Source organism: Streptomyces sp. NPDC058872, assembly GCF_042743065.1.
Taxonomy (GTDB): domain Bacteria; phylum Actinomycetota; class Actinomycetes; order Streptomycetales; family Streptomycetaceae; genus Streptomyces.
The window spans coordinates 16,090-42,049 of sequence record NZ_JBHYMK010000055.1 but is presented as its reverse complement, the minus strand read 5'-3'; the positions used below and the strand labels follow the sequence as shown (position 1 = coordinate 42,049).

At 72.6% G+C, this 25,960-nt stretch carries 18 protein-coding genes; 10 read left to right on the top strand and 8 right to left on the bottom strand.

The window, feature by feature from the left end; genetic code table 11:
* Positions 1-81 precede the first annotated feature (81 nt).
* Together eccCa and ACFW22_RS28155 are read left to right on the top strand one after the other, a co-directional pair.
* Entirely contained in the window at positions 82-4,050 is a 3,969-nt protein-coding gene (gene eccCa / locus ACFW22_RS28160; RefSeq protein ID WP_386409693.1) for a type VII secretion protein EccCa, read from the top strand.
* A 63-nt stretch (positions 4,051-4,113) separates the two neighbouring features.
* The gene (locus ACFW22_RS28155; RefSeq protein WP_386409691.1) at positions 4,114-4,413 is read left to right on the top strand and encodes a DUF397 domain-containing protein; all 300 of its coding nucleotides are present in this window, start codon (positions 4,114-4,116) and stop codon (positions 4,411-4,413) included.
* 78 nt (positions 4,414-4,491) lie between these two features.
* On the opposite strand, the gene ACFW22_RS28150 is transcribed toward ACFW22_RS28155, so the two are convergent.
* The 4 genes from ACFW22_RS28150 to eccB form a co-directional block, all read right to left on the bottom strand.
* Entirely contained in the window at positions 4,492-4,782 is a 291-nt protein-coding gene (locus tag ACFW22_RS28150; protein WP_384881147.1) for a WXG100 family type VII secretion target, read from the bottom strand.
* A 53-nt stretch (positions 4,783-4,835) separates the two neighbouring features.
* Positions 4,836-5,174, bottom strand: coding sequence for a WXG100 family type VII secretion target (locus tag ACFW22_RS28145; RefSeq protein WP_384881150.1), 339 nt, complete (start codon positions 5,172-5,174; stop codon positions 4,836-4,838).
* 190 nt (positions 5,175-5,364) lie between these two features.
* Entirely contained in the window at positions 5,365-6,645 is a 1,281-nt protein-coding gene (gene mycP / locus ACFW22_RS28140; RefSeq protein ID WP_386409688.1) for a type VII secretion-associated serine protease mycosin, read from the bottom strand.
* 13 nt (positions 6,646-6,658) lie between these two features.
* A complete protein-coding gene (gene eccB / locus ACFW22_RS28135; protein WP_386409686.1) occupies positions 6,659-8,203 on the bottom strand; it encodes a type VII secretion protein EccB in 1,545 nt (514 codons plus the stop codon).
* Positions 8,204-8,394: 191 nt separating this feature from the next.
* Between eccB and eccE the strand changes: the two genes are divergently transcribed.
* The 8 genes from eccE to ACFW22_RS28095 all read left to right on the top strand — a co-directional run bounded on the left by eccE (position 8,395) and on the right by ACFW22_RS28095 (position 19,800).
* On the top strand, positions 8,395-9,699 hold the full coding sequence (gene eccE / locus ACFW22_RS28130) for a type VII secretion protein EccE (protein ID WP_386409684.1): 1,305 nt from the start codon (positions 8,395-8,397) through the stop codon (positions 9,697-9,699).
* Positions 9,699-10,469: a hypothetical protein gene (locus ACFW22_RS28125; RefSeq protein ID WP_386409682.1), complete on the top strand. Its 771-nt coding sequence runs from the start codon at positions 9,699-9,701 to the stop codon at positions 10,467-10,469. Before eccE ends, ACFW22_RS28125 begins: the two co-directional genes overlap by 1 nt.
* 228 nt (positions 10,470-10,697) lie before the next feature.
* Complete coding sequence (locus tag ACFW22_RS28120) at positions 10,698-13,880, top strand: SCO5717 family growth-regulating ATPase (RefSeq protein WP_386409680.1); 3,183 nt, start codon at positions 10,698-10,700, stop codon at positions 13,878-13,880.
* A gap of 193 nt (positions 13,881-14,073) precedes the next feature.
* Entirely contained in the window at positions 14,074-15,906 is a 1,833-nt protein-coding gene (locus ACFW22_RS28115) for an ABC transporter substrate-binding protein (RefSeq protein ID WP_386409716.1), read from the top strand.
* A gap of 3 nt (positions 15,907-15,909) precedes the next feature.
* Positions 15,910-16,971 (top strand): ABC transporter permease, encoded by a 1,062-nt coding sequence (locus tag ACFW22_RS28110; RefSeq protein WP_386409678.1) that lies wholly within the window; start codon positions 15,910-15,912, stop codon positions 16,969-16,971.
* Entirely contained in the window at positions 16,968-17,852 is an 885-nt protein-coding gene (locus ACFW22_RS28105; protein WP_386409676.1) for an ABC transporter permease, read from the top strand. Before ACFW22_RS28110 ends, ACFW22_RS28105 begins: the two co-directional genes overlap by 4 nt.
* Positions 17,849-18,814, top strand: a complete 966-nt coding sequence (locus tag ACFW22_RS28100) for an ABC transporter ATP-binding protein (protein ID WP_386409674.1) — start codon at positions 17,849-17,851, stop codon at positions 18,812-18,814. The genes ACFW22_RS28105 and ACFW22_RS28100 overlap by 4 nt, the downstream gene beginning before the upstream one ends.
* Positions 18,811-19,800, top strand: coding sequence for an ABC transporter ATP-binding protein (locus ACFW22_RS28095; protein WP_386409672.1), 990 nt, complete (start codon positions 18,811-18,813; stop codon positions 19,798-19,800). Before ACFW22_RS28100 ends, ACFW22_RS28095 begins: the two co-directional genes overlap by 4 nt.
* An 84-nt stretch (positions 19,801-19,884) precedes the next feature.
* Here ACFW22_RS28095 and ACFW22_RS28090 read toward each other — a convergent pair whose 3' ends face one another.
* The 4 genes from ACFW22_RS28090 to rbfA form a co-directional block, all read right to left on the bottom strand.
* Positions 19,885-20,838, bottom strand: a complete 954-nt coding sequence (locus ACFW22_RS28090; RefSeq protein WP_386409670.1) for a bifunctional riboflavin kinase/FAD synthetase — start codon at positions 20,836-20,838, stop codon at positions 19,885-19,887.
* Positions 20,839-20,877: 39 nt separating this feature from the next.
* The gene (locus tag ACFW22_RS28085; protein WP_386409668.1) at positions 20,878-24,366 is read right to left on the bottom strand and encodes a trypsin-like peptidase domain-containing protein; all 3,489 of its coding nucleotides are present in this window, start codon (positions 24,364-24,366) and stop codon (positions 20,878-20,880) included.
* 222 nt (positions 24,367-24,588) lie between these two features.
* Positions 24,589-25,515 carry a tRNA pseudouridine(55) synthase TruB gene (truB, locus tag ACFW22_RS28080; RefSeq protein ID WP_386409666.1) on the bottom strand — a complete coding sequence of 309 codons (927 nt, stop codon included), beginning with the start codon at positions 25,513-25,515 and terminating at the stop codon, positions 24,589-24,591.
* Positions 25,512-25,952: a 30S ribosome-binding factor RbfA gene (gene rbfA, locus ACFW22_RS28075; RefSeq protein WP_384883908.1), complete on the bottom strand. Its 441-nt coding sequence runs from the start codon at positions 25,950-25,952 to the stop codon at positions 25,512-25,514. The genes truB and rbfA overlap by 4 nt, the downstream gene beginning before the upstream one ends.
* Positions 25,953-25,960 lie beyond the last annotated feature (8 nt).

Below are 25,960 nucleotides of genomic sequence, written 5' to 3'. Positions count from 1 at the left end.
TCCGCGCGCTCGGCTGCCGACAGGGGTGCCGTGCGGAAGCTCCCGCCACGAGCCCACCTCCAACGAGGGATTGATGCGCCGGTGAGCCAGATCGTCGTCAAACGCCCGCCGAGGTCCCTTCCTCCGGAAGTGCCCGGTGAGGAACTGGTCCTGGAGTCCCCGCCGGAACTCCCGCGGGGACAGCAGGAGTCGGCGTTGATGCAACTCCTGCCGATGCTCGGCATGGGTTCGTCGGTGGTCTTCTTCTTCATGACCCCGTCTCCGATCATGCGGATCATGGGCACGCTCATGCTGGCGTCGACGGTCGCGATGGCCGTCGCGCAGTTCGTGAGGTTCCGGCGCGGTACGCAGGGGCAAATGGCCGATGTCCGCCGCGACTACCTCAAATACCTTGCGCAGACCCGGCGTGCGGTCCGTCGGACGGCGCGCAAGCAGCGGGACGCCCAGCTGTACCTGCACCCGGCGCCTGAGCAGTTGTGGTCGGTGGTGGCCGAAGGGTCCCGGGTGTGGGAGCGCCGGGTCGGCGACCACGACTTCGGGCAGGTGCGGATCGGGCTCGGTGCGCAGCAGTTGGCGACGCCGCTGGTGGCCCCGGACACGGCGCCGGTGGACGAACTGGAGCCGCTGTGCGCGGGGGCGATGCAGCAGTTCCTCGCGGTGCACGGGACCTTGGACGGGCTGCCGATGGCGGTCTCGATGCGGGCGTTCTACCACGTGACGGTGTCCGGTGAGCCGGAGGCGGCGCAGGCGGCGGCGCGGGCCCTGGTGGCGCAACTGGTGACGCTGCACTCGCCCGAGGACCTGATGCTCACCGTGGTGGCGGCGCGCTCGGCGCAGGAGCGCTGGGACTGGACGAAGTGGCTGCCGCACGCCCAGGTGCCGGGTCAGGTGGACGGTGCGGGCAGCAAGCGGTTGTTCGGGGACGACCTCACCGAGCTGGAACAGTCGGTGAGGTCGATGCTGGACGGGCGTCCCCGGTTCTCCCGGGACAACCAGCCGGTGCTCGACCAGCCGCACATGGTGGTGGTGCTGGACTCCGATTCGGTGCGCGGCGGTCTGGTGCCGCCGGACTCGCTGCTCGCGACGCCGGAGGGCCTGCAGGGCGTGACGATCGTGGAGGTCGTCTCCGGCGAGCTCGACGAGCCGCGCGGTGGTCTCTCGGTGGTGGTGCGGCCGGGTCGGCTGTGGCTGGAGTCGGGCGCCGGCTTCGCGTACGAGGGGACGCCGGACGGGATGTCGCTGCCGGCGGCCGAGGCGCTGGCCCGGCAGCTCGCACCCTTGCGGACGGGCGGTGGTGACGACGACGAACCGCTGCTCGCGAACCTGGACTTCACGGATCTGCTGAACCTGGGCGACGCGGCCTCGGTGGACGTGGCCCGGACCTGGCGGCCCCGCTCGGTGGCCGAGCGGCTGAGGGTGCCGATCGGGGTGGGCGAGGACGGCCAGCCGGTCATGCTGGACCTGAAGGAGGCCGCGCAGGAGGGCATGGGCCCGCACGGCCTGTGCGTCGGCGCGACGGGTTCCGGAAAGTCGGAACTGCTGCGGACGCTGGTGCTGGGTCTGGCGGTGACCCACTCGTCGGAGACGCTGAACTTCGTCCTCGCCGACTTCAAGGGCGGCGCGACCTTCGCGGGCATGTCCCAGATGCCGCACGTGGCGGCGGTCATCACCAACCTGGCGGACGACCTGACGTTGGTCGACCGGATGGGCGATGCGATCCGCGGTGAGCTCCAGCGGCGCCAGGAACTGCTGCGCTCGGCGGGCAACTACGCGAACATCCACGACTACGAGAAGGCGCGGGCCGCGGGTGCTCCGCTGGAGCCGCTGGCCTCGCTGGTCCTGGTGATCGACGAGTTCTCCGAACTCCTCACCGCCAAGCCCGACTTCATCGACATGTTCATCCAGATCGGCCGCATCGGCCGTTCCCTGGGCGTGCACCTGTTGCTCGCTTCGCAGCGCCTGGAGGAGGGCAAGCTGCGCGGCCTGGACACGTACCTCTCGTACCGGATCGGTCTGCGGACCTTCTCGGCCGCGGAGTCGCGGACGGCGCTCGGCGTGCCGGACGCCTACCACCTGCCGTCGGTGCCGGGCTCGGGATATCTGAAGTTCGGCACGGACGAGATGACCCGCTTCAAGGCGGCGTACGTGTCGGGGACGTACCGGACGGGCGGACCGCGGCTGGAGGTCGGTCAGTTGCCGGTGGAGCGGCGACCCGCGCTGTTCACCGCGGCGCCGGTGCCCGTGGTGTACGCGGCTCCGGACCCGGCGTACCTGACGGCGCGGCGCCAGGAGGAGGACGACGCCCTCGCGGACACGGTCCTCGACGTGATCGTGCGCCGTCTGGAGGGGCAGGGGGTGCCGGCGCACCAGGTGTGGCTGCCGCCGCTCGACCAGGCGCCCTCGCTGGACCAGTTGCTTCCCGGTCTGGCCCAGACCGCGGACCGGGGGCTCACGGCGGCGGAGTACACGCGTCAGGGCGGGCTGACGGTGCCGCTCGGGCTGATCGACAAGCCGTTCGAGCAGCGGCGCGAGGTGCTGTACCGGGACTTCTCGGGTGCGGCCGGTCACATGATGGTGGTCGGCGGTCCGCAGTCCGGCAAGTCGACCATGATGCGGACGTTGATCTCTTCGTTCGCGCTCACGCACACACCGGCCGAGGTGCAGTTCTACTGCCTGGACTTCGGCGGCGGCGGCCTGGTGTCGCTGGTCGACCTGCCGCACGTCGGCGGGGTGGCCTCGCGGCTCGACCCCGAGCGGGTGCGACGGACGGTCGCGGAGGTGATGGGGGTGCTCAACCGGCGGGAGGAGTTCTTCCGCTCGCACTCCATCGACTCGATCGCGACCTACCGGCGCAAGCGCGCCGCGGGCGAACTGCCGGGCGAGGCCTGGGGCGACGTCTTCCTGGTCGTGGACGGCTGGGGCGGCTTCCGCAACGACTACGACGTGTTGGAGCCGGTCGTCGCGGACATCGCCGCGCGGGGTCTGGGCTACGGCATCCACGTGGTGATCACCGCGGCCCGTTACATGGAGGTGCGGGCGGCGCTCAAGGACCAGATGCTGGGCCGGCTCGAACTGCGGCTCGGTGACGTCATGGACTCGGAGTTCGACCGCAAGGTCGCGGCGAACGTGCCGACCGGCGTGCCGGGCCGCGGGCAGGTGCCGGAGAAGCTGCACTTCATGGGTGCGCTGCCGAGGATCGACGGGTCGAGTTCGGCGGCCGACCTGGCGGAGGGCACGGCGGCGTTCGTGCAGTCGGTGAAGGCCGCGTGGCCCGGGGCACCGGCCCCGGCGGTGCGACTGCTGCCGCGCAAGCTGCCGGCGGAGCAGCTCCCGAAGGGCTTCGAGTACCCGCAGCACGGCATCGCGATCGGCATCGACGAGACGAACCTGGAGCCGGTCTTCGTCGATTTCGAGTCGGATCCGTTCTTCCTGGTCTTCGGCGAGAGCGAGTCCGGCAAGACGGCACTGCTGCGGTTGATCGCCAAGCAGTTGTGCGAGCGGTACACGCCGGAGCAGGCCCGGATCGTGGTGGGCGACTACCGGCGGACGATGTTGGAGGCGGTGGCGCCCTCGCACCTGCTGGAGTACGCGCCGATGGCCTCGGCCATGCAGATGCACATGGACGCGATCAACACGGTGATGACGAAGCGGGCGCCGAAGCCCGACATCACGCCACAGCAGCTGCGGGACCGCAGTTGGTGGACGGGGCCGCAACTCTTCGTGCTGGTCGATGACTTCGAGCTGGTGGCGACCAACTCGGGCAATCCGCTGGCGGTCCTGGTGGAGAACCTGCCGTTCGCGCGGGACGTCGGCATCCGGTTCATCGTGGCGCGCAACCAGGCCGGGGCCTCCCGGGCCATGTACGAGCCGTTCATGCAGCGGATGCGGGAGTTGGGCGCACAGGGCGTGATCCTCTCCGGCGACCCGCAGGAGGGCGACATCCTGGGCAGCGTCCGGGCGCGGCCGATGCCTCCGGGTCGGGGCACGTTCGTGTCCCGGAAGCGTGGTGCTCCGCTGGTCCAGTTGGGCTGGCTGCCCGAACAGCACTGAGCGGAGCGTTCCCTCCCACTACTGTGGGAGGGAACGCCGTACCACCGCGAAGGGAACGCGCCGATGAGCGACGCACACGACAGCACGGCCGACGGCCCTTCGGAGGGCGCCGCCGACGGCGCCCGCGCCGCCGAGCGGGAGCGCGAGAAGGAGGAGCTGTACGCGCTCGACATCTCCGGCGTCGCGTGGGAGGGCGCCCCCGGGACCAGCCCGGACGAGGAGCGGGTGGAGATCGCGCGGCTGCCCGGCGGCGCGGTGGCGATGCGCTCCTCCCTCGACCAGGAGACGGTGCTCCGGTACACGAAGGCGGAGTGGGACGCGTTCGTCCTGGGCGCCAGGGACGGCGAGTTCGACCTTCGCTGATCCGCGCCGGACGTGCATGAGGGGGTGGCCCGCGGGACGGGCCACCCCCTCATGTGCGCCGGTGTCGAACCGGACGGCTCACATCATGCGGAACCGGGCGGCGTTGCCCCGGTCGGTGTCCTGGTAGCCGATGACCGACTCGTCGAGGAGCTGGGCGATGCGCGACAGGTCCTGGTTCATGCCGGCCATGTCGCGGGTCAGGCGGTCCTGGCTCTCGCGGTAGGCGATCTTCGCCTCGCCCTCCCAGTTGGAGGCGACGCGGTTGACCTCGGCCATGAGGTCGTCGAGCTTCTGGGTGAGGGTGCTGGAGGTCAGGCGGACGTCGGCCGCCGCCTGCGTCACGGTGTCGTAATTGACCGCAGTGGTCATGGTGATGACTCCTGGAGTGAGAGTGGCGCGGAGGGGTGGTCGAGCCGGACGGCTCAGGCCATGCCGAGGATGGCGCTCTGGCCGCTGGAGGTGTCGTCCATCCGTCGGAAGGAGCGCACGCGGTCCTCTTCCTCCTGCGTGAACCCGTCGGCGCTCATGCGCATGATCTCTTCGAGCTTGACGAGCTCGACGCGCATGTTGCGGAGACGCTGGTTCAGGTCGTTCTGGACCCGGTCGTACTCCTTGCTCGCAGCGCCCTGCCAGCCCGCCTGGATGCGGTCCACCACTCCGTTGAGGGAGGTGATGCGGGACTGGAGCTCGTCGGAGAAGTCCTGGATCCGGCCGGCGAGCTTGACTTGTTCGGCACTGGTTACGTTCAGGTCTTTCGACATCTTGCCCCTTCTTCCTTCGGTGACCGCGACGGACGGACCGTCGGGCTTTCCGGTGGTGATGCGGACGGGAATCTTCTGATGCCGCCCCCGTGCTGGGGTCGCACTGGCGTGCCCCCAGCGGTCACTGTAGCCATTGGCGGCGGCAGTTCCAACTGCAAAGGGAGCTCTCGGCACTTGGTCGGTGCGCGGGTCATCGGGCCCCCTTCCTGCGGCGACTGTCGCGGATCACGGTGGCGGTCCCGGCGACCACGGCGACCAGGACGCCCCCGATTCCCAAGGCGTAGGTGGCCAACCGTTCGGAACGCTCCTGAGGGGTCTCCGACAGGGACAGGAGCGCCGGTTCGGGGGCCGGCGGCTTGGGCGGCCCCGGGTCCGGCACGGGCGAGGAGGGCGGCGTCCCGGGTTGGTCCGCGAGTGCCCGCACCGGATCCACCACCCCCCAACCGACGTGGTTGTCACGTCCGTTGATCGAACGGACGGCGGTCTGCTCGATCCGGGTGACGATCTGGGCCGCGGTCCACTTGTCGTGCTTGGCGCGGAGCAGGGCGGCGACCCCGGCGACGTACGGGGCGGAGAAACTGGTGCCGTTGTCGATGCACTGGCCGCCGCCGGGGACGGTGGAGACGATGTCGACGCCGGGGGCGGCGACGCCCACGAAGGTGCCGGACTGGGAGAACGCGGCGCGTTCGTTGTTCCGGTCGGAGGAGGCGACGGCCAGGACCCCGGGGAAGGCCGCCGGATAGGTGTTCTTGAGGGTGCCGTCCATGCCGTCGTTGCCGGCGGAGGCGACCACGACGACGTTCTTGGCGATCGCCCGGGCCACGGCCTTGGCCATGGTCGAGTCGGGTCCCAGCGGCTGGGTGGTGTCCTGGGAGATGTTGATGACGTGCGCGCCGGCCTGGACGGCGTGGTCGATCGCCAGGGCCATGGTGTCGGACTTGCCGCTGTTCTTCTCGTCGTTCTGCCGGATCGGGATGATCGTGGCCTCGGGCGCGATGCCGACGAAGCCGGTGCCCTTGCGGGGGCGGGCGGCGATGATGCCGGCGACCTTGGTGCCGTGGCCGACCTCGTCGACGGTTCCGTCGGTCTTGCCGCGCTGCACGTCGCCGGCGGAGGGGTTCTCCTTGTCGGGCTTGAGGTAGTCCTTGCCCGCCTTGGCGTCGACGGCGGTGCGCAGTTGGGGATTGACGTCGTCGACACCGGTGTCGATGACGGCGACCCGGACGCCCTTGCCCTTGGTGTCCTGCCACAGTTCGTCGAGCAGGACCCGCTGGAGCGGCCAGGGGGTTCCCTCGATCTGCTCCTTCATGGGGAAGGTGCACTGGCCGCTGCCGTCGAGGGCGGGACCGGAAGGGCGCGGCGGGGCGGGGGCGGCAGCCGCGGCGGTCTCCACGGGAGCGGCAGCCGCGGCGGGCAGGGCGGCGAGGAGGCCCGCGGCGAGCAGGGCGGGCGTGCGGTACGTCGTCGTCACCGGTGCCACCTCCTCAGGAACCCTGCGGCTGACGTGCACTGTTGGTGTCGAGGCGGGGGCCCTTCGACAGGAACTCCGACCACTCCATCGGGACGAGGACCGGCTGGACCTGCTCGTATCCGAGACGCTTCTGGGCATCGCTGGGCTCGGGCCGGTTGTCGGTCTGCTTCTGCTCTCCGGCACCGATCTCGGAACGGGCCGAGTCGCTGTCGCCGTTGGCCTGCACGGCGTACCGCAGGCCGGTGTCGGTGACCAGGAAGAGCGAGCCGTCGGGCGTCTTCTGCCGGCCCTGGACCTGGGTGTACAGGAGGCCGGTGCCGGGGGTCACGTACGTGCTGGTGCCGCCGGTGCTGATGTCCGCGGGGTAGTCGGTGCCGGCCCAGGTGGTGAGGGTGGCGTTGCCCTTCTCGTCGACGGCGGTGAGGACGTTGCAGATGGTGTCGCGGGCGCCCTCGCCGGTGGACGCGTTGATCTGGGTGGACTTCCGCGTCGGCCAACGAACGCCGTCGTGGAAGACGGTGGGGTCCGGGACGAAGGCGGAGGCGTCGACGGTGGTGGCCTTGCCGTCCATGTCGAGGACGCCGGTCTGCGGGGCGTTGATGAGCAGCCAGGCGGTGAAGGGGGTGACGGGTTGGACCTTGCCGGCCAGCACGACGTAGTGCTGCGGCCCGGAACCGGTCTGGGCGAGCAGGACCATGCCGATCCGGTTCTCCGTGCCGCTGAGGGTGTTGCCGGGGATGTCGGCCGCGGCGCCGACCTCGCCGTCGATGTGCGGGAAGTCGATCTCGTCGCCGGTCCGCAGGGTGGCGAGCCAGTCGTCGGTGACGGCCTGCGGCTCCTTCCCGAGGCCGACGAGGGCGGTGAGGAGTCCGGGGCGGTCGGCCTTCACCGGGTACTTGGTGCCGGTGTGGTCGATGAGGAACTGGGCCTTCCCCTGCTGCCCCTTGACGTAGAGCACCTGCCCGTCCTTGAGCTGGTTGGCGCCCTCGGTCCGCCGGGCGTCGCGCTGGGCGAAGAGGAAGGTCGCCTTCTGGACGCTGGCGCCCTTGCCGCCTCCGGGCTGCTCGCAGACGGCCCAGCGCTTGGCCGTGCCCGCGTCCTCCGCGCCGGGCAGCCGGTCGGGGGCGTACGGGATGCCGAGGATGGGGCCGCGGGGCGGCTTTCCCTCGTCCAGCTTCTTGTCCTCGACCTGGATGACCTGGAACTGGTCCGGGTTGAGGAGGAGTCGGGCGGAGGCGAGGTTGAGGACCGGGTGGAGCAGGGTCTTCTTGTCCTTGCCCGTGCCGGTCTCCAGGACCACGTAGCGGGTCGTCGACTGCTTGCCGACGATGACCCGGGTACCGGGGGTGTCCCACCCCTTGGGCGCGCTGGGCTTGAACATGCCCCAGGCGCCGAATCCCGCGACGACGAGGGCGGAGACGATCAGTCCGGGGAGGATCGCGCGGACCGGCTTCGGCGCCCCCTCCTCCGTGCCGGAGGGGGAGGGTTGGAGGAATGCCGCCACCGTGCGCTTCTTCGCAAAGGTGTACGCGTTGAGCTCGTCCCGCCGCGATGCCATGAGTCCCCATTCTCGTCAGGCGCGATCTCCGCACGGGGTCCCGGGGGTGTTGACACCCGGGCCCCGGCCTTCGGACCGGCCCCCTACTATGCCTGCTGTCCCGTGGGGTTCGAGGGGCGGGTAGGGTGATCCGGCCGCCAAAGCCCTGGCGGGCCAGGGTCATCGGGATGAATTGAGGGGGATTCTCCATCATGGCTTCCGCGAGGCGGAGGCGGCCCGCCGCAGCCGCTGCCTCCATACCCCCGCCCACGGGAACCGCCGCCTCGGTCGCACCGAGGCTTCAGGCGCGTCCCGGACACTTCGGTTCGTTCCGATTGCAACAACTGGTGCTGATCGAGGTGGCGGCGGCCCTGCTGTTGCTCGCCTGGGTCGTGGAGCCGGTGTTGCTCGTGCCCGCGGGCGCGGTCGCCGTGGCACTCGTCCTGCTCGCCGTGGTGCGCAGGCACCGGCGTTCGCTGCCCGAGTGGCTCGGCACCTTCCTCGCCCTGCGCGCCCGGTCGCGCCGCGCTTCCTCGTTCACGGTGCCCCAGGGCACCGAGCCGGGGCTGGCCCCGCTCGTCGAGTGCGATCCGGCGCTCCGGACCTACGCGTACAGCGACCGCGAACGGCGTCCGGTCGGGATGGTCGGTGACGGCACCTTCCTCACCGCGGTGTTGCGGGTCGAATCGGACGGTACGGCGCTGCGCGCGGACCGCGCGGCGAAGCCGCTGCCCGTCGGGCTGGTCCGGGACGCGCTGAGCGTCGACGGGATCCGTCTGGAGTCGGCACAGATCGTGCAGCACACCCAGCCGGCGCCCGCACCGCACCTGCCCGCCCAGTCGATGGCGGCCCGCAACTACGGCCCGCTGCAGGCGCAGACGGGTTCGCCCGCGGTGCGGATCACCTGGATCGCGCTCAAGCTCGACCCCGAACTCTGCTCGGAGGCGGTCGCCGCACGTGGTGGTGGTCTCGTCGGCGCCCAGAAGTGCGTGGTCCGGGCGGCCGACCAGTTGGCGAGCCGGCTCGCGGGGGCCGGGTTCCGGGCGAACGTCCTGACCGAGCAGGAGCTCACCTCCGCGCTCGCCACGTCGAGCTGCGCCAGCCCGATGGCGATCGCACAGGCGGGGCGCGGGCAGGCGCAGGGACGTCGGACCCAGGAGACGGCCCGGACCTGGCGGGTGGACGACCGGCGGCACACGACGTACTGGGTCGGGCGCTGGCCGCAGTTGGGGGGCCGGAACGGCGGTGCCGGTGCGTCGATGCCGCAACTGGTGGCGCTGCTGACTTCGCTGCCCGCGCTCGCGACGACGTTCAGCCTGACGCTGAGCGGCGGGGACCGGCAGGAGGTGACGGTGACCGGACACGTGCGGATCACGGGGCGCAGCGACGAGGAACTGGTGAGTGCGCGGCACGAACTGGAGCGCGCGGCGCGCGGGGTGAAGACCGGACTCGTCCGGTTGGACCGGGAGCAGGTGCCCGGCATCCTCGCCACGCTGCCGTTGGGAGGTGCACGCTGATGTCCACGTCTTCCTTCGGCGCCTCGCGGACCGTCGGCGGCGCGCCCCGACGGCCGGGGCGGAGCGCACGGCCCCGGTTCGGCTTCGGGCTCGTCGGACCGCGCCGCGACCGACACTCCGTGCCCGTCGAGCAACTCGACGCACTGGCGCTGCCGGTGGGCGACGACGGCGTGGTGATCGGCGTCGATGCCGAGGGCCGGCCGGCGGTCCTCGGCATCAACCGGCCCGTCCCGTACGACGTGACCCTGATCGGCGGTCTGTGGACCGCCCAGGTGCTGGCCCTGCGGGCCGCCGCGACGGGCGCCCGGGTGGCGGTCGAGACCGGGCGGGCACCGGGCTGGACCTCCCTCGCGCAGGCAGCGGGCGGCGGGCAACCGTGCATCACCCTGCACGACGTGGGGCGGGTGCCGCCGCAGGGCGCATCGGCGGGCAGTCCGGTGGTCGTGGTGCGCGACTGCGGCATGCGACCGCCGCGCGGCCGGGTGGTCTCGGCTCCCTGGCAGTCCGTCGTGACGCTGCTGCCGTATCTGAGTCCGGCCGCACCGCGCCTCCTGGAGAAGTCCTCCCTGGTGGGAATCCAGCGGGTATCCCCCGACGAGGCGGAGCAGATCGGTCGCATCATGGGCCTGCAGCGCCAGGAGTACGAGGCGCTGTCCACGCTCGCGGACGGAGTGACCCTCTGGTGCACGCCGGGCGACCGCCAGTTCGTGATGACGCAGGCGACGGACGCCGAGACCGGATTGTTGGGCAGCGCCCGCCGGATGGACTGAGCGGGGACCAGGGCACACGAGTCGCCCGCGTACGTCCGTTTTGCATCGTTTGAAAGGGTGGGGGTTCTCACTCTGCGGCACGGCCGGGTCACTTGGGGGTCCGGCCGGTGCGCGGGGACGGGCGGGGAGGGCTCGTCGGGCATGTCCGGGGGCGGCCCGCGGCGATTAGGGTGGAAGGGGCCCCGCCCAGCACGGCACAAGGGTGCTCGACCACACCAGGAGGCAAAAGTGAACGGCGATCGCGACGAGATCCACGGGGGTTGGAATCCGCCCGCCGACGATCAGTCCGACGCGGATCCTGCCGAGATGACGGGTGAGTTCACCATCGACTACACCCCGCCCGCCTGGTACACGCAGAACGCGTCGGGCGGTGCGGGGGCGGGCGGTGCCACTCCCCCGCCGCCGAGCGGAGCGCCGGTCGCCGTACCGGGCCTCCCCGCGGGCAGCGGTTTCGAACCCGGCTGGAACATCGCACCGCCGGCCCCTCCGACGGCGGGCGCCGCCGTTCCCCCGGCCGCCGTTCCCCCGGCCTCCGTTCCGCAGGCCGCGGTTCCCCAGGCCGCCGTTCCGCCCGCGGCCCCCGGTCCCGTTGCACCGACCTCCGCTCCGCCGGCGGTCACGCCCGGAGCGCCGGTTCCGGGTCAGTCGGTGGGCGGTCCGCAACCCGCCGACGTGCCGCCCGTCCCCGCTCCGGCACCGGAAGCGCCCCCGGCCGGGCCCCCGTTCGGCGGCGGCGACATCGAGAGCGGCGCCACCATGCGCTTCTCCCCCGTCGCCCTCCAGCACGAGATCGCGGCGCGTTCGGCGGAGCGGGCGACGGATGCGGCGGCTCCCGCCGGATCCGCACCGGACACCGCCGGGGGAGCGGAAGCCGGGGAGGACGACGGCGCGGAGAACACCGGGAACCGGGCGTCCGCAGAGACCCCGAACGGCGCTCCCGCAGGGGACGCTTCGGAGGAGGGCGCCCTCCCGGAGGGCGTTTCCGCGGAGTCCGACGTCGCGCCGGCCGACGGCGGTGCGGCCGACGGCGGTGCGGCGGATGCCGGAACCAGAACCGTGCCCTCTGCCGCCCCGGCCTCGGTCCCGGCCGACGACGACGCCTCGGGTCCGCAGGACGAACCGGCCGCGCCCGCCGCGGAGACGGACACCACGGCGCCCTCGGAGGCCACGGTCGAGCCGGGCGCAGACCTCATGGGCGGAGCGGTCGGGGTCGCTTCCGGAGCCACTCCCTCCCCCTCTGCACACCCGACCGACAGCACACCGCAGGACGCCGCCCCGCAGGACGTCACCGGACAGGGCGCCAGCGGTGCTCCGGGGGCCTTCCCCGGTGTTCACCCCGCCGCGCCCGCGCCGCAGGCGGGGGCCGGATTGCCCCCGCTGCCCCCGGCGTTCCAGCCGGCCGCTCCCGAACCCGCGCAACAGTGGTCGCCCCCGGGCTCCCCGCCGGTACCGCCGCCCGTCGCGCCGATGCCGCAGCAGGGTGCCTGGACGACGCCGGCGGCGCCCGCAGCCGGCCCCGTACCCCCACAGGCCTCCGGTGCCTACGGCTATCCGCAGGTCCCGCAGGCCCCTGCGCCTCGGGGCGGGTACGGCTTCCCCCCTCCCGGGACGCCTCCGCAGCAGCCCGGATACGGCTACCCGCAGCAGCCCGGGGCTCCCGGTGGCCTGCCCCCGCAGGCCCCGGCCGGATACGGCTACCCGCACCCCGGAGCCGTACCCCCGCAGGCCCCGCAGGTCCCGCAGGTCCCGCAGCCGCCTCAGGACGGACAGCCGCCCGTCGATCCGCGGACCGGGGCCGCCTGGCCCTCGCCGGTGACCCACGACCAGCGGGAGCGTTCCGTGCCGGGCGCGCCGCTGGGCTACAACGCGGCCGTGGAGCTCTCGTCCGACCGGCTGCTGCGCAACAACAAGCAGAAGCCCAAGTCGAGCCGGAACCCCGGCGCCGGCAACCGCTTCAAGCTCGGCGGCCGGAAGGAGGAGGCGGAGCGGCAGCGCAAGCTGGAGTTGATCCGGACACCGGTCCTCTCCTGCTACCGGATCGCCGTCATCTCGCTCAAGGGCGGCGTCGGCAAGACCACGACGACCACCGCGCTCGGTGCGACGCTGGCCACCGAGCGGCAGGACAAGATCCTGGCGATCGACGCGAACCCGGACGCGGGCACGCTCGGCCGCCGCGTGCGGCGCGAGACCGGGGCGACCATCCGCGACCTGGTGCAGGCGATCCCGTACCTCCACTCGTACATGGACATCCGGCGGTTCACCTCGCAGGCGCCGTCCGGTCTGGAGATCCTCGCCAACGACGTGGATCCGGCCGTCTCGACGACCTTCAACGACGAGGACTACCGACGGGCCATCGACGTCCTCGGCAAGCAGTACCCGGTCATCCTGACCGACTCGGGTACGGGCCTGCTGTACAGCGCCATGCGCGGGGTCCTCGACCTCGCCGATCAGTTGATCATCATCTCCACGCCGTCCGTGGACGGTGCGTCCAGCGCCTCGACGACGCTGGACTGGCTCTCGGCGCACGGTTACGCGGATCTGGTGCAGCGCTCGATCACGGTCATCTCCGGGGTCCGCGAGACCGGAAAGATGATCAAGGTCGAGGACATCGTGCAGCACTTCCAGACCCGTTGCCGCGGTGTCGTGGTGGTGCCCTTCGACGAGCACCTGGCGGCCGGCGCCGAGGTGGACCTCGACATGATGCGGCCGAAGACCCGGGAGGCGTACTTCCACCTCTCCGCGATGGTGGCCGAGGACTTCGTCCGGGCCCAGCAGGCGCAGGGACTGTGGACCGGTGACGGTCAGGGCGCGGCACCGCCGCACATGGCCCCGCCGATGCCGGGTCAGCAGGGTCCGGGACACCCCGCCCCCGGACAGGTACCCGGACAGCCGATGCCCGGACAACCGGGCCCCATGCCCGGACAGTACGCACCCGGCCCACCCGCACCCGGACAGCCCTACGGAGCACAGCCCGGACAGCCCGGACAGCCCCACCCGCCGCACCCCGGACAACCGGGCACGCCCCCCTACGGACAACCGGGCATGCCGCAGCCCCAAGGGCACCCTCAGCCCTACCCGCCTCAGCCGTACCCGCCGATGCCGGGTCAGCAGGGTCCGGGACACCCCGCCCCCGGACAGGTACCCGGACAGCCGATGCCCGGACAGCCGATGCCCGGACAACCGGGCCCCATGCCCGGACAGTACGCACCCGGACAGCCCTACGGAGCACAGCCCGGACAGCCCCACCCGCCGCACCCCGGACAACCGGGCACGCCCCCCTACGGACAACCGGGCATGCCGCAGCCCTGGCAGCAGCCGCAGGACGCGGGCGAGTCCCAGCCGGGACGGCCGCTTCCTCCGCAGACGGATCCGCAACACCCCGGACAGGCACCGCCAGCGCCTCAGCAGTAGGGCGTCACCGGCTTAGACCAATGAGACCCCGTATCGGTTCACCGATACGGGGTCTCTTGGCGTTCCCGCAGCACAGAAGGGGTTTGAGGGATCGTTGACGACGGCAGACCACCGCTGATACACCTTCGCTCCATCCGTCGTCAGCCCAGGATCCACGACAAGAACTCCGACGCGAGGACAACGTCTCATGGTCATGGTCACGAAGGTCCCGCCCCGTCCCCCCGCCGCCCGCAGGGCCTTGCGGTGGGTGCTCGCCGCCGGCATCGCCGCCGGCCCCCTCGCCGTCTCCCCCGCCACGGCGCAGGCCGAGGACGAGAAGGGCGGCGGCACCACCCTCACGGTGGCGGTCTCGCAGAGCATCGACTCGCTGAGCCCGTTCCTGGCACAGCGGCTCACCTCGACCAGCATCCACCGGCTGGCGTACGAGTACCTCACGAACTACGACCCGAAGGACGCCCGCACGGTGCCGGGCCTGGCGACCGCCTGGACCTCCTCCCCCGACAAGTTGACGTGGACGTACACGATCCGCGAGGACTCGACGTGGTCGGACGGACGACGGGCCACTGCCGAGGACGCGGCCTGGACCTTCCGGACGATGATGACCGACCCGAACGCAGCCACCGCCAACGGAAGCTTCACGGCCAACTTCGCGGAGGTCACCGCGACCGACCCGCGGACCCTGGTCATCCGGCTGAAGAAGCCCCAGGCGACGATGACGGCGCTGGACGTGCCGATCGTGCCGAAGCACGTCTGGGAGAAGGTCACCGACTTCTCGACGTTCAACAACGACAAGGCGTTCCCGATCGTCGGCAACGGCCCCTTCGTCATCACGGACTTCAAGGTCGACCAGTACGTCAAACTCAAGCCCAACAAGACGTTCTGGCGGGGTGCGCCCCGGTTCGACGAGTTGGTCTTCAAGTACTACAAGGACGGTGACGCCGCCGTCGCGGCCCTGCAGAAGGGCGAGGTGTCCTTCGTGCCGAACCTGACGCCCGCTCAGGCAGCGGCGCTGAAGACCCAACCGGACATCAAGGTCAACGACGCCCCCGGCCGGCGCTTCTACGCCCTCGCCACCAACCCCGGAGCGAAGGCCCGGGACGGCAGGACCTTCGGCAACGGCCACCGGGCACTGCTGGACCCGGAGGTCCGCAAGGCCCTGTTCCTCGCCGTCGACCGGGCGACGCTCGTCGACAAGGTCTTCCAGGGGCACGCCGTCGAGGGCGAGGGGTACGTCCCGCCCCGCTTCGGCTCGTACTTCTGGAAGCCGGCGGCCGGACAGGAACGGGCCTACGACCCGGCCCGGGCGGCTCACGTCCTCGACGCGGCCGGCTACCGGAAGGACGCCACCGGCAAGCGGGTCGGCAAGGACGGCGTGCCCCTGGACTTCCGCATCCTCTGCCATGCCACCGACCCGAACGACAAGGCCGTCGGCAAGTACCTGCGGGAGTGGTGGGGAAAGCTCGGCATCGGCCTGCAGATGGAGTGCCTGGACAGCGTCTCCGACCCCTGGGCCAAGGGCGACTACGACCTGGCGTTCGACGGCTGGTCGGTCAATCCCGACCCGGACTACGTCCTCTCGATCCACACCTGCGGCGCGCTCCCGGCGACGCCGAAGGACTCCGGCGCCACCGACAACTTCATCTGCGACCGGGAGTTCGACGGGCTCTACGCACGGCAGGCGGTGGAGTACGACGCCGCCAAGCGGGCGGACCTGGTGAAGCGGATGCAGTCCCGGCTGTACGACACGGGGTACATGAACGTCATGGCCTATCCGAACGCCCTGGAGGCGTACCGCACGGACCAGATCGGATCCATCACGACCATGCCCGAGGCCGCCGGAAACCTGTGGGGACAGGACGGCTACTGGAGTTGGTGGTCGGCCGTGCCCGCCGCGCGGGCCGCGCAGACCGAGGGGGCCCCGTCCACCGGAGTGATCGTCGGCATCGGTGCGACCGTGGTGGTCGCGGTCGGCCTCGGCACCCTGTTCGGGCTGCGCCGCCGTGCCACCGCCGACGACCGCGAGTAGCGCATGACGACGGCAAGCACACCCGCCGACGCGGCGCGGGCCTCCTCGGCCCGCGCCGCGGAGGGCGCACCCCGCACCGGTTCCTCCTCCGGCTATCTCCGCCATGCGGCGGGGAAGCTGGGCGGCGCGCTCGTCTCGCTCCTCGCGGTCCTGGTCACCAGCTTCTTCCTGTTCCGGATCGTCCCCGGCGACCCGGTGAAGGCGATGACGCACGGCGTCCCCACCTCGGCCGAACAACTCGCGACGCTGAGGCACCAGTTCGGTCTCGACCTCCCGCTGTGGCAGCAGTTCACCGACTACTGCGCCAAGGCGCTGAGCGGCGATCTCGGCACTTCCTTCCAGTTCCGCTCCCCGGTCGGGGAGTTGATCGCGGCGAAACTTCCGGCGACGCTGCTGCTCACCGGGGTCGCCGTGGTGATCTACTCGGCGCTCGGACTGTGGCTCGGCACCCGTTCGGCCTGGCGGCACGGCGGTCTCGGCGACAAGCTGAACACCGGCATCGCGCTGACCCTGTGGTCGGTGCCCTCCTTCTGGCTCGGGCTGTTGCTGATCATCGTCTTCTCGGTCGGCGCGGGCCCGGTGCCGGGGCTCTTCCCGACCGGCGGCATGGAGTCCGGGACGGGCGAGACCGGCCTCGCCCACGTCCTCGACGTCACCCACCACCTGGTCCTGCCCGTCGTCACGCTGGTCGCGGTCGGCTATGCGCAGACCCTGTTGGTGATGCGCTCCTCGCTGCTCGACGAAATGGGCAGCGACTACCTGACGACGGCGCGGGCGAAGGGCCTGCGGGACGACCTCGTGCGCCGCCGGCACGCGGTGCCGAACGCGCTCCTGCCCACCCTCACCATGGTCTTCATCAACCTGGGCCACGTGGCGGCCGGTTCGATCCTGGTGGAGACGGTGTTCTCCTGGCCCGGGCTCGGCGGGCTCTTCTACCAGGCGCTGAGCGTGCCCGACCTTCCGCTGGTCCAAGGGCTGTTCGTGGTCTTCGCCGGAGCGATGATCCTGATGAACCTGATCGCCGACCTGCTCTATCCGCTGCTCGACCCCCGGGTGGGCCGATGACTTCCCTCGCCCGGGAGCGCCGCAGGGAATCGGCCGCCCGCTTCTGGAAGCAGTACCGCACCCACCGGGCAGGACTGTACGGCCTCGGGGGACTCGCCCTGATCGCCCTGATCGCGCTCGCGGCCCCGCTGCTCGTCGGCGCGGACGTGCAGTCCGTGACGGCGGCACCGGGCACGGCCCTGGAACCACCGGGCGCGGAGTTCCCCCTCGGCACCGACCGGTTCGGGCGCCCCCTGCTCGGCCTGCTGGTCTGGGGGGCGCGGATCTCCCTGCTCGTCGGCCTGCTCGCAGCGGCCCTCTCCGTCGCGATCGGAACGCTGGTGGGCATCCTCGCGGGGCACTACGGCGGTTGGCTCTCGACCACCGTCATGCGGATCACCGACTGGTTCCTGGTGATGCCCACCCTGGTCCTCGCGATCGTGCTCGCCACGGTGATGTCCCGGTCGATGTGGACGGTGGTGCTGGCGATCGGCGTGACCTCGTGGCCGACCACGGCCCGCCTGGTGCGGGCGCAGACGATCGCGGTGGAGTCCCGCCCGTACATCGAGCGGGCGGTGGCGCTGGGCGGCGGCCACCGGCACGTGATGACCCGGCACGTGCTGCCGAACGTGATGCCCCTGGTGCTCGCGCAGACCACGCTCGGCATCTCGACCGCGATCCTCACCGAGGCGACCCTCGCCTTCCTCGGCCTCGGTGACCCGACGGTGGTGTCCTGGGGCGGCATGCTCCAGGACGCCCGGGAGGCGGGCGCCGTCTCCTCCGGGCACTGGTGGTACCTGGCCCCGCCCGGGATCGCGATCGCACTGGTCGCGCTCGCCTTCACCCTGTGCGGGCGCGCGGTGGAGTCCGTGCTCAATCCGAAACTGGGGGTGGGGCGATGAGCCTGCTGGACGTACGGGACCTGAGGGTGACCTACGGGTCGGGTGCGGACGCCGTGCCCGCCGTGCGCGGGGTCGACCTGACCCTGGAGCCGGGGACCAAGCTGGGCGTGGCCGGCGAATCGGGTTGCGGCAAGTCCACCCTCGCGCTCGCGCTGCTGCGGCTGCTCCCCGCCTCGGCACGGATCGAGGGCACGATCCGACTCGACGGCGAGGACGTGCTGACCATGCCCTGGGGACGGCTCCGGGCCGTGCGCTGGGCGGGGGCGTCAATCGTCTTCCAGGGCGCGATGCACGCGCTGAACGCGGTGCAGCGGATCGGCGAGCAGATCGCCGAACCGCTGCTCGTGCACGGCCGGGCGACCCCGGCGGCGGCCCGTGGACGGGTCGCCGAGCTGCTCGAACACGTCGGCCTTCCGGCGGCCCGGGCCGCGGCCCATCCGCACGAGCTGTCCGGCGGGCAGCGGCAGCGGGTGATGATCGCCATGGCACTCGCCTGCGACCCCCGGCTGATCATCGCGGACGAGCCGACGACCGCGCTGGACGTGATGGTCCAGGCCCAGATCCTGCGGCTGATCGAGCTCCTCGTCGCCGAGCAGTCCATCGGCCTGCTGATGATCAGCCACGACCTGGCGGTCCTCGCCGACACCTGCGACCGGCTGGCCGTGATGTACGCGGGCCGGATCGTCGAGGAGGGACCGGCGCGGGCCGTCCACGAGGCGGCTGCGCACCCCTACGGGCGGGCGCTGTCCTCGGCCTTCCCCCGCATCGGGGACCCGGCGTCCCGTCGAGCGCCGCGCGGCCTGCCGGGCGATCCGCCGGACCCCGCCGCCCTGCCCGGCGGCTGCGCCTTCCACCCGCGCTGCCCGGTGGCGCTGGAGGTCTGCTTCGCGTCGGACCAGCAACTGAGGGAGGCGGGGGCGGGCCGCCGGGTCGCCTGCATCCACGGGGGGAGCACGCCGTGAACACCGAAATCCCCGCCCGCCCGCTCCTCTCTGCGCGCGGACTGCACGTCGCCTTCCCGGGTCGGCGGGGCGCACCGCCCGCGCGCGCGGTGGACGGCGTGGACCTGGACGTCGGGGCCGGCGAGATCATGGCGCTGGTCGGCGAGTCGGGCTGCGGCAAGACGACGCTGGCCCGTTCCCTGCTCGGTCTGGTCCGCCCCACGTCGGGGACGGTCTCCTTCGACGGGCAGCCGCTCGCCCGCTCCTCCGGGGCCCTCAAGACCTTCCGGAAGCGGGCGCAGCTGGTCCTCCAGGACCCGAGCGGTTCGCTGAACCCGCGGCACACCGTGTACGACGCGGTGGCGGAGGGACTGCGGATCCACCGGTACGAGGGGGACGAGAGGGCGGCCGTCGCCGGCGCCCTGGCACGTGCGGGACTGCGACCGGCGGAGCGGTTCTTCCTCCGCTATCCGCACGAGCTGTCCGGAGGACAGCGGCAGCGGGTGGTCATCGCGGGCGCGCTCGTCCTGGAACCCGAACTGCTCGTCGCCGACGAGCCGGTGGCGTCCCTGGACGCGTCCGTGCGCGGCGAGATCCTGGCGCTGCTGCTGCGGCTGCGTGACGAACTGGGCCTGTCGGCACTGGTGGTGACGCACGATCTGGGCTTGGCCTGGAACATCGCGGACCGGGTGGCAGTGATGTACCTGGGCAGGGTGGTGGAGATCGGACCGGTGGAGTCCGTACTGGTGCATCCCCAACACCCTTACACCCGTGCGCTGTTGTCGGTGCTGCCGGAGTCGGGGGGCGCACCGGTGGTGCTGTCCGGGGAACCGCCGGACCCGTCCCGGATCCCGTCCGGCTGCCGCTTCCACGTGCGGTGCCCGGTCCTGGCCTCGGGAGGGGCGTCGGCGGTGTCGGACCGCTGCCGGGGCGAGGACCTGCCGGTCCTGGACGGACGGCGGCGGGCGGTGGCCTGCCACTGGGTGACGGCGACCGCCGGGGACTGAGCCCGCCCCGGTGCCGGCACCGCCCCGCGGGGCGGGCGGCCGGGCCGGCACCGGGGCGGGTCCCACCGCCGGAGGACCGGACGATCAGGCCCGGTCGTACTCCTCCGTCAGTTCGCGGCAGCGCTTCACGTCGCCGGCCATCGCCTGGAGGAGGTCGTCCAGGGTGTCGAACTTGAGCATGCCGCGCACGTACGCGAGGAAGTCCACGGCCACGTGCAGCCCGTACAGGTCGAGCCCCTCGCGGTCGATCGCGTACGCCTCCACCGTCCGGTCCTTGCCGTCGAACTGCGGGTTCGTGCCGACCGAGATCGCTGCCGGCATCCGCTCTCCCGCGGCCGTCAGCCAGCCGGCGTAGACGCCGTCCGCCGGGATCGCCGTGTGCGGCACGGTCTCGACGTTGGCCGTCGGGAAGCCGAGCTCCCGGCCGCGCTGCGCGCCGCGGACCACCACTCCCTCGACCCGGTGCGGACGGCCGAGGATCTCGCCCGCGCCCGCCATGTCGCCCTCGGCGACCAGACGACGGGTGAGGGTGGAGGAGAAGGGCTCGCCGCCACCGGCCGCACCGCTGACGTACAGGTCGACGACCTCGACCTCGTAGTCGTAGGTGGCGCCCGTCTCGGTGAGGAATTCGACGTTGCCGGCGGCCCGGTGCCCGAAGCGGAAGTTGGGGCCCTCGATGACCAGCTTGGCGTGCAGCTTGTCGACGAGCACCTTCACGATGAAGTCGGCCGGGGACAACCGGGAGAACTCGGTGGTGAACGGCAGCACGAGCACCGCGTCCACGCCCAGTTCCTCGACCAGTTCGGCACGCCGGTGGTGCGGGGCGAGCAGCGGGGGGTGGCTGCCGGGGCGGACGACCTCGGAGGGGTGCGGGTCGAAGGTGACCACGACGGAGGGGACGCCGAGCTCCCGGGCGCGCGCGACGGCCCGGCCGATGATCAGCTGGTGTCCGCGGTGCACCCCGTCGTAGGAGCCGATGGTGACGACGCTGCGCCCCCAGTCCTGGGGGATGTCCTCCAAGCCACGCCAGCGCTGCACTGTGACCGCTCCTCGTCCGCCTGTTCGCCCTGTTCGCCCTTACGCAGGTCTAAGACTGCCATGTCCACGGCTGTCGGCACGCATCGGCATGGCGGTGCCGGTGCTGCGCAGGGCCCGGAGGCCCTCCGGGCCGAGGAGCGGCGCCCCGTCGTCGGGGGCGGCGACCACCCAGGTCAGTAGCGGTGCGGCGAACGCGGGCCGCTCGCGGACGGCCCCGGCCAGGGCCCGGTCGAACCACCGGGCCCCCTCCGGAGTCCGGGCGCACAGCGCGCCGACCCGTTGCACGAGCGCCCGGGTGCGGACCGCGCTGCGCAGCTCCGCCCCCTCCGCGGCGGCCCTCAGGAGCGCCTCCAGGACCGTGCGGTCACCGCTCCCGGCCTCGTGGCGCTCGTGCTCCAGGAGAACGTCGAGCAACTCGGCCCGCAGATGGCGGGAGGCACCGGTGCCGGGAGCGGCGAGAACGGGGGCGAGTGCGCACCGCAGCGCTGCGGTGCGACTCCTGATCAGCGAGGTGACCAGGGGGAAGAGGACTGCCCTGGCCACCGGTCCGTCCTCGAACCGACGGTCGACGAAGGCCGCGACGTGTCGGGCCCCCTCGGGGTGGCCGGCGGCGTAGTTGCGGACGAGGGCGGCGATCCTGCGGGCCAGGGCCGGCGTGTCGACCTCTGCGAGGACCTGCAGGGCGGCGGCCGGCGCCTCCCCGGCACCGTACAGCCGGAGCCGGAGACCGACGAGGGCCTCGTCGGGGTGGGTCGGGAGGGCCGCGGCGAGGGCGTCCGCGGGGACCCGGGGGTCGACCAGGGCGCGGGGCAGGTGCCGGGGCCTGCTGTGCGGGTCGCGGACGAGCAGTCCGAGGGCGGCGCCGTGGAGGTTCTCCTCGCCGGGGCGGGCGAGCAGGGCGAGGGCCGCGTAGCGCAGGAGCTCGCGGTCGGCGGTCGTGGTGGTGTGCCGCGCCACCACGTTCCCGTACGCGGCGGCGGCGGCGCGTCGCTCCGGGCGCCCGTCGTCGTGGGCCCAGCGGTCGACGGCCCGGCAGAGCGCGGAGGGTTCGTCCTCGGCGAGCGCGACGAGGAGGCGGTCGGCGAGCGGATGGGCGGTGGCGACGAGCGACTCGCACAGGTCGTCGACGGCGAGGCCCCGATGGGTGTGCAGGAGGGCCTGGGCGGCGGTGGCGACGGTCGCGTGAGGAGCGGCGGGCAGCGGCCGTGCGTCGCCGAACCAGCGGCAGAGGAGGGGTTGGACGCCCCGGGGGTCGGCGGTGAGGAGCACGGCGACCGCTTCGAGGACGCGTTCCTCGTGGGGCGGTGCGCCGGGCGGCGGGTCGGCGGGGACGAGCCGCCGCAGCAGGTCGATCCGCTCGTCTTCGCCGAGGGACAGGGCCAGCCAGAACGGGGGCCCGAAAGGGGCGAAGACCGGGTGCCGTCGGGGACGGGCGCCGATCCGGTCGGCGAGCAGGCGCAGGACGGAGAGGTACGGGCGCGGGTCGGACGTCCCCTGCACGCCGTCCCGGAGGAGCCGGGCCGCCCACCAGGCCCCGTCCCCGTGCTCCTCCGCCTCGGCGAACCGCGCCAGTGCCTCGACGAGCGCGACGAGCCGGGGGGCGAGCCCGGCAGGCCCCTGCTCCCGGTGGAGCAGCGAGAGCGCCTGTGACACGGGACCGATCCGGTGCCGGGGCACGGGCAGCTGTCCGCCCGGTCCTTCGGTGCCGTCGTCCCGCTGCGCCGGCAGGTCGACCCGGGCCGTGGCTTCCCCCGGCAGCGGCTCTCCGTGGTGGCCGTGGACCAGCCCCTGGAGGGCCGCGTCCAGGTCGAGGTGGGCGGCCTGGACCCAGTCGGCGAGTTCCTCGTGGGCGAAGCGGTAGCCCGCGCCCGCCGGGACGAGGAGGCCCTCGGTGAGGACGGCCGGGGCCCATCCCTCCCGCCAGGGGAACAGTTCCTCGAAGGAGGGCCGGTCGAGGACGCCGTGACCGGGTCCGAGGCATCTGCGGGCCGCCTCGTGGACCCGTCCGGTCACCCGTGCGGCGAGTCGGCGGACCGCGGCCCCGCGGAGCTGCGGCCGGGTCCCGGCGGCGATCCGGACGGCGATCCGCAGGCACATCAGGTCCAGGTGGGCGGTGAAGATCTCCTCCCGCCCGGGCCGCCCGGGCACCTCTCCCGGCAGTGCCGCCCGCACCTCGGCGAACAGCCTCAGGGCCAGCGGGTGACGGGCGTCCGCCTCGGCGACGGCCTCCGCCCCGATCCCGTACCCCTCCCGCACGGCACGCGCCTCGGCCTCGGTGTACGGCCCGAGGGAAACGGCGGAGGGCAGCCCGTCGGCGGGAGGCACGGTCGGTCGGTGCAGGGCGTCGGGGGCGTAGAGGGCGCCGGCCTGCTCCCAGTGCTCGGGGCGGCAGGCCGTGACGAGGTGCACCCGGTGGGCACGGAGCCACTGCTCGGTGGTCGCGGTCCAGTCGGCCAGCCGGTGGGCGAGGAGCGGCGGCATCTCCTCGGGTCCGTCGAGGACGACCAGCAGCGGGCGGCCGGCCTCCCGGGCGAGTGCGGCGGCGCGTTCCGGGGTCGCGGTCGTGGTGTCGCCGGGTGCTCCGGAAGCGGTGACGATGCGGCCGGCTTCGTGGAGGGCGCGGGCGACGGCATCGGCGAGCGAGCGGTCCTCGGCGCGCAGGTCCGCGCCGCGCAGCCGGACGGTGGGGGCGGGAGACGCTCCCCGGGCCCGACGGACGCAGAGGGCGGCGAGGGCGGTGGTGCGACCGGTGCCGGGGGCGCCGACGAGGGCCAGGACCGGCGCGTCACCGGCCGTGAAGCGGGTGAACTCGCGCAGGCAGTCGGGGCGTTCGACCGGCTCGGGCCAGGGATCGGGATTCCGCGCGGGTCCGGTGGAGGTGGCGGTGAGCTCCAGGATCGCGGCGAGGTTGAGATCGGGGCCGTAGGCGGGCACGGTGGCCGCGTTGCGCCGGAGCAAGGGGGCGAGCGGGCCGACGGGCCGGAGCGGCACGGCGTATCCGGCGGCCCTGCGGTCGCCCCGTAGGGAGGTGCCGAGCACGCCGAGGACGGTGCCGGTGGCGGTGTCGAGGACGGGGCCGCCGGTGGCCTGTCCGCCGCGACGGAGCGCGTCGGCACCTTCGGTGCCGATGGCGAGTGCGAGGGCATCGGCCAAGGAGTGGAGACGGCCGGTGGCGAGATGGCTCACGGTCGCGGGGCCGAGCACGCGTGCTTCGCGCCAGCCCCCGGCGGTGATCCGCACGTACGTGCCGGGATCGATCTCGCTGCGGGTCGCGACCGGCAGCGGGCGACCGCCGAGCCCTTCGGTCCGTACGAGGGCGAGGCCGCTCTCCGGCAGGGGGGTGATGGACCCGGCACCGGCGGAACAGGTCCGATCGTCGGGGGCGCGCAGGATCAGGCGGCCGAGCCCGTCGACGGCTTCGTGGCTGGTGACGACCGTTCCGTGGTGGTCGACGAAGAACCCGGTGCCGCGCGGCCGGCCCGCCGGATCGCAGATCCTCACCAGCGTCCCCAGGTCCCCGCGTCCCATGGTGTCGACGGTAGGCGGCCGTTGATCACCCGGAGGCGCTCCTCAGGAAACGCGCCCCCGGCGCTCCCCCGGTTCACTCCGAGCGCCTCCCTGATGAGGTGAATTTCCACGACTTCGCGGGACAGACACTTCCAGGGGAAACAGAGGGGGGTGACGGGGGAAAAACGTGGGGCGGGCACGCGTGCGTGCCCGCCCCACGACGACCTCCACGGCCGCTCCGGTTCAGCCGAAGACGGCGAGGCTCTTGGCCTTGCCCCGCTGGTCCTCGACCAGGGCCAGCAGCGTGCCCTCGGGTCCGAAGACCGCGACGGGCCCCTTCGGGTACTCCGGCATCTCCAGGCGGACGCCGTTCAGCAGCAGCCTGGCCCGCTTCGCGTCGACGTCCCAGCGCGGGAACGCCGCGGCAGCCGCTTCGGCGACCGGCATGACCGTGAGCTCTTCCTGGAGCTGGTCCAGGGTGCGGGCCGCGTCCAACTTGTACGGGCCGACCCTGGTGCGCCGCAGCGCGGTCAGGTGACCGCCGACGCCGAGCCCGGCACCGAGGTCCCGGGCGAGCGCCCTGATGTACGTGCCGGAGGAGCAGACCACCGAGACGACCAGGTCCACGACCGGGGTGCCGTCCTCGGCGGTGGCCTCGCGGACGTCGTAGACACGGAAGGAGGAGACCGTGACCGGGCGGGCCGGGATCTCGAACTCCTCGCCCCCGCGGACGCGGGCGTACGACCGCTTGCCGTCGATCTTGATCGCGGAGACCTTCGACGGCACCTGCATGATGTCGCCGGTCAGCTCGGCCACTCCCGCGTCGATCTGCTCGCGGGTGACCTTCGACGCGTCGACCGACGCCGTGATCTCGCCCTCGGCGTCGTCGGTGATGGTCGTCTGCCCCAGGCGGATGGTGCCCAGGTACTCCTTCTCGGTCAGCGCGAGGTGTCCGAGGAGCTTCGTCGCCCGCTCCACGCCGAGGACGAGGACACCGGTGGCCATGGGGTCGAGCGTGCCCGCGTGGCCGACGCGACGGGTCTTGGCGATCCCGCGCATCTTGGCCACGACGTCGTGCGAAGTGAAGCCCGACGGCTTGTCGACGATGACGAGGCCGTCTCGGGGGTCCTTCCCGGCGGTCGCCGGGAAGGACTTGGTCGTGTTGCTCATTCGGCGGCTTCGTCCTCGCCCTGCTTCTTGTAGGGGTCGGCGTCACCCGCGAAGCTCGCCCCCGAGGAGGCCTGGCGCACCTGGGCGTCCGAGGCGCGCGCACGGTCGAGGAGGTTCTCGATGGTGCGGGCGTTCTCCGGGAGGGCGTCGGCCACGAAGGTCAGGGTCGGGGTGAACTTGGTCCCCGCCGCCCGACCCACGGCCGAGCGGAGGACGCCCTTGGCGCTCTCCAGGCCGGCCGCGGCGTTCGCCCGCTCCTCGTCGTCGCCGTAGACCGTGTAGAAGACCGTGGCCTCCCGCAGGTCACCGGTGACGCGGGTGTCCGTGATGGTCACGTGCGTGCCCAGTCGGGGGTCCTTGACGCCGCGCTGCAGCTTCTCGGCGACCACCTCCCGGATGAGGTCTGCCAGCTTCTTCGCCCGAGCGTTGTCGGCCACTGGTCCTT

Coding starts and splice junctions, on each gene's coding strand:
- ACFW22_RS28145 (WP_384881150.1), bottom strand. CDS start 5,174: ATGTCGAAAGACCTGAACGTAACCAGTGCCGAACAAGTCAAGCTCGCC.
- eccE (WP_386409684.1), top strand. CDS start 8,395: ATGGCTTCCGCGAGGCGGAGGCGGCCCGCCGCAGCCGCTGCCTCCATA.
- ACFW22_RS28085 (WP_386409668.1), bottom strand. CDS start 24,366: ATGGGACGCGGGGACCTGGGGACGCTGGTGAGGATCTGCGATCCGGCG.
- truB (WP_386409666.1), bottom strand. CDS start 25,515: ATGAGCAACACGACCAAGTCCTTCCCGGCGACCGCCGGGAAGGACCCC.
- ACFW22_RS28125 (WP_386409682.1), top strand. CDS start 9,699: ATGTCCACGTCTTCCTTCGGCGCCTCGCGGACCGTCGGCGGCGCGCCC.
- ACFW22_RS28110 (WP_386409678.1), top strand. CDS start 15,910: ATGACGACGGCAAGCACACCCGCCGACGCGGCGCGGGCCTCCTCGGCC.
- ACFW22_RS28150 (WP_384881147.1), bottom strand. CDS start 4,782: ATGACCACTGCGGTCAATTACGACACCGTGACGCAGGCGGCGGCCGAC.
- ACFW22_RS28155 (WP_386409691.1), top strand. CDS start 4,114: ATGAGCGACGCACACGACAGCACGGCCGACGGCCCTTCGGAGGGCGCC.
- eccB (WP_386409686.1), bottom strand. CDS start 8,203: ATGGCATCGCGGCGGGACGAGCTCAACGCGTACACCTTTGCGAAGAAG.
- ACFW22_RS28100 (WP_386409674.1), top strand. CDS start 17,849: ATGAGCCTGCTGGACGTACGGGACCTGAGGGTGACCTACGGGTCGGGT.
- ACFW22_RS28105 (WP_386409676.1), top strand. CDS start 16,968: ATGACTTCCCTCGCCCGGGAGCGCCGCAGGGAATCGGCCGCCCGCTTC.
- ACFW22_RS28115 (WP_386409716.1), top strand. CDS start 14,074: ATGGTCACGAAGGTCCCGCCCCGTCCCCCCGCCGCCCGCAGGGCCTTG.